This window comes from Streptomyces sp. NPDC089919, assembly GCF_040684615.1.
In the GTDB taxonomy this organism is placed as follows: Bacteria; Actinomycetota; Actinomycetes; order Streptomycetales; family Streptomycetaceae; genus Streptomyces.
Genome location: NZ_JBFBGK010000170.1, coordinates 1 through 10,447, shown reverse-complemented (window position 1 = coordinate 10,447; position 10,447 = coordinate 1). Strand labels below are relative to the sequence as shown.

The window sequence follows — 10,447 nt, the reverse complement described above, 5'->3', positions numbered from 1 at the left end:
GTGGTCGAGTCGGTGCTGCGGGAGGGCGTCGAGGCGGGGGAGCTGAGCGGCGAGATCGACGTGCAGCTCACGGCGGCCCCGCCGGTGGTCCACTCGCCCCGCGCGCTCCTGGCCGACCGCCTCGCGCGCAAGCTCCCCGCGCCCCCTACCGAGCCGCCCGCGGCCGCCCCGCTGGCCGAGTGCGACCGATGCCGTGACCCGCTCCCCCGCGGGCAGCGATCCGGCACCTGCACGGCCTGCGAGGGCGCACCGAGCCGGCCTCCGGCCAAAGCCCTGGCGCCCCACGCCGTCACCCAACTCGCCGCCGCCGTACGCCAGGCCCTCCGCGCCGCACCCGCACCGGTCTGAGGAGTTGCCTGATCAGCACGGGTGACGACCGGCTACGCGTCGGGATGCTTCGGGAGGGCGAGCCAGTCCGTCCAGGAGGTCTCGCGGCCGAGGAAGCGCGGCTGCTGGAAGGGCCAGTCGGCGGCTATCCACTGCGGCACCAGCGCGTCGAAGGCCTGCTCGACCTCGCCGCCCGCCAGCTCGTCCACCACCCACCAGGCGATCTCGCCGTCCGCGCCGGCCTTCTCCGGCGGGTCGATGTAGACGCAGCCCAGCAGAGCCGTCTCCGCGGCGTCGAACAGGCCGTAGTTGAAGGACTGGTGCGCGGCGATCTCCTTCTCGTGCCGCAGCAGGTCGGCCTGGTTGGCCTCGTAGGTCATGGTCTCCGCGGGCCAGCCCCAGGCCGGGCCGAAGGCGGCCCACAGCCGCTCGCGCGACCCCATCACGGCCGGGTAGTCGAGCGGGGCGTCCAGCTCCCGGATCGGCCGCAGGTGATGACCGCCGCCCGGCAGCGGGACCAGGACGGGGTGGACGAAGTGATCGGGAAGCCAGCTCATGATGCCCGACCGTAGCAGCGCGCCGACGCCCCCTCACCTGCATTTTCTCCGCGCACCGGCCACCCGTCCGCGCCCATGGCGGCGTTTCGGCCGGGTCGGGCGGCCCGGGTCAGCCGTCGCGGTCCATCAGGACGCGGTCGGCGCGGTAGTGCGGGCAGTGGAGCAGGTGCCAGGTCACCAGGAGGCGGTCCGTGGCGACGGTCAGCGTGCGCGCCTGCCCGGATTCCTGGTCCGCGGCGCACACCGGGCACCGCCGCAGTGTCGTGGGCATGATCGGGATCACGCCGCTCCCCCCTTCCGGGCCCACCAGGGGCCGGATGCCCGCCCTGACGAATCAGGATCGGACTACACCTATCAAATGCGGGCGGACCGCGCCTCATTACCGGCGCGTTTTGCCCTTTAAGGCGCCCCCTCAGCGCGTCAGCGGCTCGACCGGTCCTGCTGAGGTCCGGCGGCCGTGGCCGCGCTCTCCTCGGTCCCGGTCGGGCTTCGACGGGCGAGCGCGGCCGCGGTCAGGGCGGTGACCGCCATCGCGGCCATGCCGACCAGTGCCGCGGTGGTGTACGCGCGGTCGTCCGGGAAGAGGTGCCCGGGGTCGGTACCGGCGGCCAGGACCAGGCCGCCCATCGCGCTGCCCAGGGAGTACCCGACGCTGCGGACGACGTAGTTGAAGCTCATCGCGCTCGAGGTCTCGCTCCGGGGCGTGACGGCCAGGATGACGCCGGGCATGGCGGCGGAGAAGCCGCCGACGCCGAAGCCCAGTACGCCCATCGCGACCAGCAGTTCGGCCAGGTTCGACCGGGCCGTCGCGAACAGGACGAACCCGCCGCCGACGATGACCGCGCTGCCGGCCAGGAGCAGGGGTGCGTCGACCCGCGTCCGGAGCCGGGGGGTGAGCCTGCCGGCGAGGAACCCCATCACCGAGAACGGCACGAGAACCAGCCCGGCGACGAAGGTGGTCAGCCCGAAGCCGTAGCCGGCGCCGTGCGGGGTCTGCGCGTACCGCGTGATGAGCGTGAGCAGGAGGTACATGCCGCCGCCGCCGACGAACATGGCGAAGTTCGCGCCGGCGACCGCCGGGTGCCGTACCGCCCGGACGTCGACCAGCGGCGTCTCGCTGCGCAGTTCGCAGACGGCCCAGACGCACAGCAGGAGCACGGCGACGACGGCGAGGGCCACCGCCACGGCGAGGTGCCGGCCCCACAGGCTCCGCTGGCCGGCCAGGAACAGGACGAGGAACAGGCCGCCCGCCAGGACGAGTGCGCCCGGCACGCTCAGGTGCGCGGAGCGGCCTTCGGGGGCCGCGGGTACGAACCGCCAGGCGGTCAGCAGGGCGGCGGCGGTGACGAACAGACCGAAGCCGTAGGCGGCCCGTACGCCGCCGAGCTCGGCGAGGAGCGCGGTGAGCGGATAGCCGACGCCGGCTCCGATGATGGAGACCACCGAGATCAGGGCGATGGTCGCGGTGCCGCGCTCCTCGGGCAGGTGGTCCCGGGCCACGCCCATCATCAGCGCCGTCAGGCCGAGCCCGACGCCTTGGGCCGCCCTGCCGACGAGCAGCCCGGCGAACGGCAGCGGCAGCACGGTCAGCGCGCTGCCGACGACGACGACCGCCAGCGTGGCGAGGATCGCGGCCCGGCGGTGCGGGCCGCTGCCGAGCCGGCCGAGGACGGGCGTGGCCACGGCGCCGCTCAGCAGGGCGACGGTCAGGGTCCACTGCGCGCTGTCGAGCGAGACGTGGAAGCTGGTCGCCACGCTGGTGATCAGCGGGGTCCCGAGGCTGCCGACCGCCGCGACGACCAGGGCGATGAATATGAGGGCGGGGACCAGCGGCCGCGCCACAGCGCTCTGTGGGAGGCGCTGGGGCGTGCGCTCCGGGGTTCGATCCGTCACCGCTTCGGCCCTTCGTGGTCCTGGCTTTCGAGCTCGGCCAGGTGCGCGAGCGCCGGGAGCGCCGCGAGCAGAGCGTCGACCTCGTCGTCGGCGAGCCGGCCGATCAGCTTGGCGAAGGCGTCGACGCCCGCCTGGCGCCGCGCCTGCACGTACGACGTACCGGCTTCGGTCAGATGCACCAGCGTGACCCGCCTGTCGGACGGGTCACCCCTGCGCTCGACCAGTCCGGACTCCTCCATCACCCGGACCAGCACGGTCATCGCGGGCTGGGTGACGCCCTCGGTCGCGGCCAGGTCGGTGATGCGCCGGGGGCCGGTCCGGTGCAGGGTGGCCAGGGTGGCGGCAGAGGTGATGCTCAGGTCACGCGGCAACCGCCGCACGGCCCGGGTGGCCAGCCCGTAGAGGGCCGACCCGATCTCGGTGGACGCGTCACCAGTGGCGTCTTGACGGCTCATGTAAAAACCATACAAGATTTATATGAAGAGTCTATGCATCGTGCGTCCCGAACGCCGTTCCCAGGCGAACAGACGAACAGACGAACAGGCGAACAGGCGAACAGGCGAACAGGCGAACACAGGAGGTTTCCATGGCCAAGGGCTACTGGGTCAGTGTCTACCGGGTCATCTCCGACCCCGAGAGGCTGGCCGCCTACGACGCGCTGGCCGGCCCGGCCGTCCAGGCGGCGGGCGGGCGGCTGCTGTCCCGTACCGGCCGGGTCGTCGCCCACGAGGACGGAAAGCCGGAACGCGCCATCCTGATCGAGTTCGACAGCTTCGACCTGGCCGTCGCGGCATACGAGAGCGAGGCCTACCAGAAGGCGCTGGCCGTCCTCTCCGACGCCGTCGAGCGCGACTTCCGCATCGTCGAAGGGCTCGAAGACGTCTCAGACGTGTAACACGTCAGGCAGTCGAAGGCCTCGGCCGACCACCGCCGACGCATGTCCCGCTCGACGGCCGGCACCCGGCTGGCGGCGGGGCGGACCGGGGGCGGCGAGGGACCGTGCGGGCGACCGCTCGCGGTGAGAGAGTGGCGGCATGTGCGGCCGTTACGCCTCCTCGCGCGCCCCCGAAGACCTCGCGGGCCTCTTCGACGCCACCCCGGTCGCCGATCCGGGCCGGGGGGTGCCGCCGCCGTCGTGGAACGTGGCTCCCACGGACGACGTCTGGACGGTCCTGGAACGCGTCGACAAGGGCACCGGCGAGCTGACCCGGCAGCTGCGGCCGATGCGGTGGGGGCTGGTGCCGTCCTGGGCCAAGGACCCGTCCGGGGGCGCCCGGATGATCAACGCCCGGATGGAGACGGTGCACGAGAAGCCCGCCTACCGGAAGGCCTTCACCAAGCGGCGCTGCCTGCTCCCGGCGGACGGCTTCTTCGAGTGGGTCGCGGTACCGGCGAGCGACACGGCGAAGGCGTACAAGCAGCCGTACTTCATCCGGCCCGAGGACCGGGGCGTGATGGCGATGGCGGGCCTGTACGAGTTCTGGCGCGACAAGTCGGTCAAGGACGAGGACGACCCGGCGGCCTGGCTGACCACCGCCACGATCATCACCACGGAGGCCACGGACGCGGCCGGCCAGGTCCATCCCCGGATGCCGCTGGCGCTCCACCCGGCCGACTACGGCACCTGGCTGGACCCCGGCCACCAGAACGCGGCGGACCTGCGGGCGCTCCTGCACACCCCGGCGGACGGGCACCTCACCGTCACCGCGGTCTCCACGGCCGTGAACAGCGTCCGCAACAACGGCCCCCAGCTGCTCGCACCGGTCTGACGTGGAACGCCCTCGTCCCGCTGCGCGCGGCTGGAGGGGTGAGCGCCGGGCGCAGCGGGACGAGGGCGGGCGGCCCGGGTCCGGGCCGCCGGGTACGGGGTCCGCGTCAGGCGCGCGGCGGCTTGCGGCCCGAGCCGAAGTCGCCGAAGGCCGTGACGTGGTGGGAATCGGACACCGACGGCTGGGAGAAGACGACGGTCGCCTGCGGGGTGGGGGTGGACACGGACGCGCCGTGCTCCGTACCGGACGCCTGGCTCGTGGCCGCGGCCGCGATGACGGCGCCACCGGCCAGTGCCAGGGCACCGGCGACCAGGGTGATCTTCTGCTTCATGATGGCTCTCGCCTTTCGCTGTGCTCGACATGTGCCGCCGGTCGTTCCCGGACCACCGAGGTGGTCCGTACGGGGGCGCTGCGCGCCGGCGGTAGGGGTCCCGCCGGTGCGGGGCGGCCCCCCGTGCGGCAGGACCAGTCGACCACCGCGGGCGGGTACCGCCCCAGGCAATTCCACCCGCAGAAATACGGCCGGCGTTCTTTTGCGGGGACGGGGTGGGGCCTCGGGTCGGGAGGATTCGCCGGAGTCCGGCGGCCCGCGGATGTCGAGAACGGGGGCGCGGCTCCGTCCCAGGGATGTCAGCGGCCACCGAGGGCCGCGCGGAAGAGGGAGAGACCAGCATGGCCGTTCAGCGGATGGACAACGTCGGCATCGTCGTCGAGGACCTGGACGCCGCCGTCGCGTTCTTCCTGGAGCTCGGCATGGAACTGGAAGGCCGGATGGAGGTGGCGGGCCGGTTCGCCGACCAGTGCACCGGGCTGGACGGCGTCCGCTGTGAGATCGCGATGGTCCGCACCCCCGACGGGCACGGCAAGCTCGAGCTGGCGAGGTACCACCACCCCGCCGCCACCCGTACCGAGCCGCGCGACAAGCCGCACAACATCGTCGGCACCCACCGCGTGATGTTCGCCGTCGACGACATCGAGGACACGGTCGCCCGGCTGCGCCCCCACGGCGCCGAACTCCTCGGCGAGATCGCCCGCTTCGAGGACGTCTTCCTGCTCTGCTACGTCCGCGGCCCGGAGGGCGTCATCGTCGGCCTGGCCGAGCAACTGGGCTGAGCCCGGGCGCTGCCTCAGGGTTGGGATGCGGCGACCTTGATCCCGAAACCGATCAGGACGACACCGGTGACGCGGTCCATGGCCCGTCGTACGGCGGGCTTCTCGAACACGGCGCGGGCCCTGGCCAGTACGAGCACGTAGCCGCCGAGCCAGGTGAGCGTCAGGGCCGCGTGGACGAGGACCAGCAGGGCCATCCCGGTGTGCGCGGAGACACCGGCGGGCGCGAGGGTGGGCAGCAGGCCGGTGTAGAAGACGGCGATCTTGGGGTTGAAGAGGTTGCCGAGCAGTCCGGTACGCCAGGGATTGCCGACCGGGCCCGAGATCTGGGCTTGGGTCTGGGGCTGGGCCTGGGTCTGTGCCTGCGTCTCTGTCCGGGTTCGGTTCGATGTGTCCGGCGCCGGATCGGCCGTGCGGCTGCGCCGGCTCTGCAGCAGTGCCTGGATGCCGAGGAACCCGAGGTAGAGGGCGCCGGCGAGCTTGACGACCGTATAGGCCACGCTCGACGCCGCCAGCACGGCGGCCAGCCCCGCGACGGTGAGCACGCCCCAGACGAGCAGCCCCACCACGATGCCCCCGACCGTCCGCAGGCCGTCCCGCCAACCGGACGCGAGAGCGCGCTTCGTCACCACCGCCATGTCCGGGCCCGGGACCACGGTCAGGACGGCGAGCACACCCGTGGCCGCGAGGAGTTCGACGAACATGGCGCAAGTCTCGCACCCGGCGGCCCCCTTGGACATCGTGCGATCATGCTCCGATGACGTGGGTGGCGGAGCTGGCGCGGCTGGGCTCGACGGGTGCGCTCGGTGTACTGGCGCCGGGGGCGGGGCTGGCCGGGATCAGCGCCGCTCTCGGCGAGCCGGTGGACCTCGGGCCGGTAAGCGGGAAGCGGGGATGGCCGCGGCGATTCGGCGCGGGGTCGGTGGAGATGGTCTTCTGCCCGTGCCGCTCGCTCCGGTCGCTCACGCTGTCGCTGGTACGGGACCCGGTGGTGCTGCCCGGGCCGGGCCGCGGGCAGGAGCGCCGCTTCGGCGGCGAGGTCACGGAGCCCGCGCTGGTCTCCGCCCTACGGGCCGAGGGCTGCCGCTGGCAGGTCGTCGAGTACGAGTTCGCGCAGCGGGATCTTGCGCTGAAGCCCGCCGAAGGCGTCCACGTGAGCTTCGCCTTCACCCACGGGGCGGCTTCCGCGGCTCCCCGGCCGGAGGAGTGGGTCCTCGACAAGGCCGGTTTCTGGACCTCGGGCCACGGGCCGTGCGCCGACGGCGGGGCCGGGGACCGGACGCCGGCCCCGGGTCATTGACAGCGTGCGAGCCGCAACCGGGCCTCGCTCCTGACCTCGGGGTCCCGGTCCGCTGCCAGCGTCCTCAGCTGTGCGAGCAATTCCTCGCCGTCCTGTCCCGCGGCCCAGCGCGGATCGCAGTCGAGTTCCGCCTCGAGCTGGTCGGCGGTCCCCTGGTCGGAGGCGACCGCGCGGGCGCCGAGCACGAGGCGCAGACCGGCCAGGTCCCGCCGGGCCAACAGGGCCGACGCCGTCTCCGAGGTCACTCCGGTGTCCCGCGCGTCCAGCAGCAGCCGGTGCAGGACCTCGGCGACATCCTCCACCCGGGCCCCGGCCGCCAACCGCCGTCCCGCCGCGGCCCGCACGGACCAGTCCGTCGATTCCGCCGCGGCGATCGCGTCCCGCAGCTCACGTCCGTCGAGGTCGTCCACGGGTCCAGCTTCTCACCGCCCGGAAGGACCCTGTAAAGCGGTCCCCGATCTGTCGACGAGCAGCCGCCCGCCCCTGCTCGACGAGGCAGCCCGGTGATCGGGCTCGGGAAGGTCATGTCCCCATCGGAGTGCCGGCGTCCGAGCAGGTGGGTCGGGTGCGCAGGGCGTAGGAGCGGGCGGCGAGGGCGAGGCCGAAGCCCAGGCCCGTGAAGGCCGTGCCGCCGAAGGCCGCCATCCACAAGAGCCCCGAGCTGGTGGTGAACGCGCCCGTCGGTTCCATCTTCGGAAACACCCCGAGGGCGGTGAACGGGACGAAGACCACCACGAGGAAGACCCCGTACAGCGACAGGCCGAAGGCCGTCGCCCAGGCCGGCACCAGCGGCAGCAGCCGCGGCACCCGCCGCCCGGACAGCAGCAGGGTCCAGCGGGGGAACACCTGCCCCCACGGATACATCAGGCCGAGCAGCAGGAAGATCGCAGCCGCGGCCGCCAGCACGGTCACGTCGATGCCCACCGAGGCCAGCGCCTTGGCGATCCCGGACGCGCCCGCGTTGTCACGTCGCCAGCCTTCCGCCGTGACGCCGATCGCACTGCCCCCCAGCGTCCAGATCGTCTTGACCCCCGCCCATGGCAGGAGGCCGCCCATCAGCAGGAAGACGGCGACGCGGGTGCGCCGCGGAGCGACGGACGGGGCGGGATGAGCGAGCGGCCCGCTGCTTTCGCCCTGGTGGGTGCCCCCGCACCGCGGGCACCGGCCACGGTGCCGACGCCGGAACGACAGCATCGCCGGGATCAGCAGGCCGGCACCCACCGCGTGCAGCAGGACGTCGGCCAGGCCGGTCGCGCTCTCCACGCCCGAACCCGAGGCCAGCGTCACGAAGTGCGCGGGCAGGCTGGCCGCCCCTAACAGGAACACCACGACCGCCGCGCACAGCGAGACGGTCGTGACCACGTGCCGCCACCCCTGCCACTCACGGGCGGCCGCCAGCCCCGCCCCCACGGTCACGACGCCCACGACAGCGAGAAACGCCAGCGTCGCCGGCGGGTACGGCTCGTCCGGTGTCAGGGGAACCGTGGTGCCCGTCACCGCCCACCCACCCTGGACCGCCGCGTAGACCCCGCCCCACATCGCGGCGGCATACGGCGTCCACCGAGGCCACCGACGCGCCCGCACCACCCACCCGGATCTCGCCGTATGCGCCGAACTACCGCTACCTGTAGGCGACTTGTAGAGAACGGACACGGCGACCTCCGGCTCGGCACGGCTGACACCCGAGCCTCCACCGCCCCCGACTCCTGCCACATCAACCCAGCGGATCATGTGGATCAGCCGAGAGGATTACCACGCGGCGGCCCCACTGCACGAAAGCGCGACACAGCCGTCCAGGACACAGGCCCCTCTTGACGCCACCGACGACTCCGACCGGGTGATTACGGCCGGTGGGGCTCGCATGGATATTCGAACATGTGTTTCAGTGGAGTGTGACATCGATGCACTTCCCCGATGACCTGCTCGTTCTGCAGCAGGACTGGCTCCGCGCGTACGCAGAGCTCGCCCGGACACCGGCCACGGCCGGGGGTACGGCGGCCCGGCGGCGGCTGATCGCGCTTTCCGGGCGGCTGTACGGCCATCCCTGCTGGGTGCGGGCCGGTGGTGCCGACCTGCGGCGGGCCGCTCGGGCGTGCGTACCGGCGGGACGAGAGGAGGCGGCATGAGCCGGCCGATCGACGAGGCACCGCCCCGGCCGGCGCCGGTGGCGACCGGGCCCTGCGTGCGGTGCCGTCGGCCCTGCATCCGGTACGGGCCCGGCGGCAGTCCGCTGTGCGAGGAGTGCAAGAGCGCCCGGCGGGCATCGGACGAAGACGGTGGGTGACCCCTCGTGTCCGTGCTGCCACCGGACCCGCCCCGGCTCAAGATCTTGATCACCTACCTGCGCGGCGAGCTCGGCCGCGCGGAGCAGGCGCTGCTGGCCGCCGAGGAGCGGGAGGCCGCCGCCGTCCGCCGGCAGCCGCCGCCCGAGCCTCCCGCGTGGCTGGTGGAGCGCGGCATAGGCGGTGGGCAGCTGCCGTCCCGGCTGCACACCGGGGGGTGCTGGGACGCCGGCAAGCGGTGCGTCCCGGGGACCGCCGAGCAGGTGCGCCGGCTCTTGGCCGAGGGCGTACCCGCGTGTATCCACTGCCGCCCCGACACGGCGCTCGGCGTCCTCGACTGATCCGCCGCGCGCGGGGCGAGTCCGGGCCCCACGGATGTACGTCCGTCCGGCGCGGGCGGGGGCGACCAGCTCCCCGGTAGCGGGGCCGGTCAGCCATGGGCGACCTGACCTGCGCGGGATCGCCGCGCAGTCGGTCGGTCTACGAAGTGCCCACCGCGCGGGGTCCCCGTGCGGTCAGTCGCGGTGCGGCCGATCGTGGTGCGATCGGTCTTGGTACGGCCGGTCGTCGTGCCGTCGACCGTCGTGCCGATCGGCCGTGGTGAGGCCGGTCATGGTGCGATCGGCCGTGGTGGGGCCGGCCGTCGTGCCGATCGGCCGTGGTGGGGCCGCTCGTCGCGCAATCGGCCGTCGTGCGGCCGGTCATCGTGCAGTCGGCCGTCGTGTGGCCGCTCGTCGCGCAATCGGCCATGGTGTGGCCGGTCATCGTGCCATCGGCCGTCGTGAGGCCGCTCATCGTGCGATCGGCCGTCGTGAGGCCGGTCGTCGTGCGATCGGCCGTCGTGAGGCCGGTCGTCGTGCTGCGCGAGGTGCGGTGGTTGCGCGGGGTCGCCGCGCGGTGGCCGGTGCGGGCACCGGCCACCGACCGCGGGCCTCAGTTGAAGGAGATGTTCTGGCCGATCTGGCCGGTGGACTCCTGCCAGGCCACGACCCGGCACTGCTGCACGGAGCAGTCGACCGGGATGCTCGCACCGGTGGACCAGTCGGTCGCGGTGAAGGTCTTCTTCACCGCGAGCGAGGTCCCGAAGGAACCCTGCGCATCGGCGGTCGCGACTACGGCGGTGGAACACACCAGACCGTCGACACACTGGGCGACACCGACGTCACCGGCACCGAAGCCGACACCGCTCACGGTCACCGACTGGCCGTC

Annotated in this window: 14 protein-coding genes and 1 pseudogene; 6 read left to right on the top strand and 9 right to left on the bottom strand. The window is 73.2% G+C overall.

Annotation, left to right across the window (positions count from 1 at the left end):
* Positions 1-348 (top strand): annotated as a pseudogene (locus AB0O40_RS36420) (hypothetical protein); the annotation flags it as partial.
* 32 nt (positions 349-380) lie between these two features.
* On the opposite strand, the gene AB0O40_RS36415 reads toward AB0O40_RS36420, so the two are convergent.
* The 4 genes from AB0O40_RS36415 to AB0O40_RS36400 all read right to left on the bottom strand — a co-directional run bounded on the left by AB0O40_RS36415 (position 381) and on the right by AB0O40_RS36400 (position 3,136).
* A complete protein-coding gene (locus AB0O40_RS36415; protein ID WP_365050307.1) occupies positions 381-884 on the bottom strand; it encodes an N-acetyltransferase in 504 nt (167 codons plus the stop codon).
* A gap of 109 nt (positions 885-993) precedes the next feature.
* Positions 994-1,155: a hypothetical protein gene (locus tag AB0O40_RS36410; protein ID WP_365050305.1), complete on the bottom strand. Its 162-nt coding sequence runs from the start codon at positions 1,153-1,155 to the stop codon at positions 994-996.
* 149 nt (positions 1,156-1,304) lie between these two features.
* On the bottom strand, positions 1,305-2,777 hold the full coding sequence (locus tag AB0O40_RS36405) for an MFS transporter (RefSeq protein WP_365050304.1): 1,473 nt from the start codon (positions 2,775-2,777) through the stop codon (positions 1,305-1,307).
* Positions 2,774-3,136, bottom strand: coding sequence for a MarR family transcriptional regulator (locus tag AB0O40_RS36400; RefSeq protein WP_365050309.1), 363 nt, complete (start codon positions 3,134-3,136; stop codon positions 2,774-2,776). The genes AB0O40_RS36405 and AB0O40_RS36400 overlap by 4 nt, the downstream gene beginning before the upstream one ends.
* A gap of 227 nt (positions 3,137-3,363) precedes the next feature.
* Here AB0O40_RS36400 and AB0O40_RS36395 point away from each other — a divergent pair, with 227 nt between their 5' ends.
* Together AB0O40_RS36395 and AB0O40_RS36390 are read left to right on the top strand one after the other, a co-directional pair.
* Positions 3,364-3,672, top strand: a complete 309-nt coding sequence (locus AB0O40_RS36395) for a DUF1330 domain-containing protein (protein WP_365050302.1) — start codon at positions 3,364-3,366, stop codon at positions 3,670-3,672.
* Positions 3,673-3,811: 139 nt separating this feature from the next.
* Complete coding sequence (locus tag AB0O40_RS36390) at positions 3,812-4,546, top strand: SOS response-associated peptidase (protein ID WP_365050300.1); 735 nt, start codon at positions 3,812-3,814, stop codon at positions 4,544-4,546.
* A 106-nt stretch (positions 4,547-4,652) separates the two neighbouring features.
* Here AB0O40_RS36390 and AB0O40_RS36385 read toward each other — a convergent pair whose 3' ends face one another.
* A complete protein-coding gene (locus tag AB0O40_RS36385; RefSeq protein ID WP_365050298.1) occupies positions 4,653-4,877 on the bottom strand; it encodes a hypothetical protein in 225 nt (74 codons plus the stop codon).
* Between the two features lie 341 nt (positions 4,878-5,218).
* On the opposite strand from AB0O40_RS36385, the gene AB0O40_RS36380 reads away from it, so the two are divergent.
* Positions 5,219-5,659, top strand: coding sequence for a VOC family protein (locus AB0O40_RS36380; protein WP_365050296.1), 441 nt, complete (start codon positions 5,219-5,221; stop codon positions 5,657-5,659).
* Positions 5,660-5,673: 14 nt separating this feature from the next.
* Here AB0O40_RS36380 and AB0O40_RS36375 read toward each other — a convergent pair whose 3' ends face one another.
* Positions 5,674-6,360 carry a LysE family translocator gene (locus AB0O40_RS36375; RefSeq protein WP_365050294.1) on the bottom strand — a complete coding sequence of 229 codons (687 nt, stop codon included), beginning with the start codon at positions 6,358-6,360 and terminating at the stop codon, positions 5,674-5,676.
* 53 nt (positions 6,361-6,413) lie between these two features.
* On the opposite strand from AB0O40_RS36375, the gene AB0O40_RS36370 reads away from it, so the two are divergent.
* On the top strand, positions 6,414-6,956 hold the full coding sequence (locus tag AB0O40_RS36370; protein ID WP_365050292.1) for a hypothetical protein: 543 nt from the start codon (positions 6,414-6,416) through the stop codon (positions 6,954-6,956).
* Here the strand turns inward: AB0O40_RS36370 and AB0O40_RS36365 are convergent.
* The gene (locus tag AB0O40_RS36365) at positions 6,950-7,366 is read right to left on the bottom strand and encodes a hypothetical protein (protein WP_365050290.1); all 417 of its coding nucleotides are present in this window, start codon (positions 7,364-7,366) and stop codon (positions 6,950-6,952) included. The two genes, AB0O40_RS36370 and AB0O40_RS36365, sit on opposite strands and share 7 nt — an antisense overlap.
* A gap of 112 nt (positions 7,367-7,478) precedes the next feature.
* A complete protein-coding gene (locus tag AB0O40_RS36360) occupies positions 7,479-8,372 on the bottom strand; it encodes a hypothetical protein (RefSeq protein WP_365050288.1) in 894 nt (297 codons plus the stop codon).
* Between the two features lie 874 nt (positions 8,373-9,246).
* Here AB0O40_RS36360 and AB0O40_RS36355 point away from each other — a divergent pair.
* Entirely contained in the window at positions 9,247-9,579 is a 333-nt protein-coding gene (locus AB0O40_RS36355) for a DUF6233 domain-containing protein (protein ID WP_365050286.1), read from the top strand.
* A 592-nt stretch (positions 9,580-10,171) separates the two neighbouring features.
* On the opposite strand, the gene AB0O40_RS36350 is transcribed toward AB0O40_RS36355, so the two are convergent.
* Positions 10,172-10,447 (bottom strand): neocarzinostatin apoprotein domain-containing protein (locus tag AB0O40_RS36350; protein ID WP_365048402.1); only part of this gene is annotated, 276 nt, incomplete at its 5' end.

What these genes read in the sequence shown, in the direction of transcription:
- AB0O40_RS36415 (WP_365050307.1), bottom strand. Translation starts at nt 884, where the DNA reads ATGAGCTGGCTTCCCGATCACTTCGTCCACCCCGTCCTGGTCCCGCTG.
- AB0O40_RS36380 (WP_365050296.1), top strand. Translation starts at nt 5,219, where the DNA reads ATGGCCGTTCAGCGGATGGACAACGTCGGCATCGTCGTCGAGGACCTG.
- AB0O40_RS36390 (WP_365050300.1), top strand. Translation starts at nt 3,812, where the DNA reads ATGTGCGGCCGTTACGCCTCCTCGCGCGCCCCCGAAGACCTCGCGGGC.
- AB0O40_RS36375 (WP_365050294.1), bottom strand. Translation starts at nt 6,360, where the DNA reads ATGTTCGTCGAACTCCTCGCGGCCACGGGTGTGCTCGCCGTCCTGACC.
- AB0O40_RS36395 (WP_365050302.1), top strand. Translation starts at nt 3,364, where the DNA reads ATGGCCAAGGGCTACTGGGTCAGTGTCTACCGGGTCATCTCCGACCCC.
- AB0O40_RS36410 (WP_365050305.1), bottom strand. Translation starts at nt 1,155, where the DNA reads ATGCCCACGACACTGCGGCGGTGCCCGGTGTGCGCCGCGGACCAGGAA.
- AB0O40_RS36385 (WP_365050298.1), bottom strand. Translation starts at nt 4,877, where the DNA reads ATGAAGCAGAAGATCACCCTGGTCGCCGGTGCCCTGGCACTGGCCGGT.
- AB0O40_RS36370 (WP_365050292.1), top strand. Translation starts at nt 6,414, where the DNA reads ATGACGTGGGTGGCGGAGCTGGCGCGGCTGGGCTCGACGGGTGCGCTC.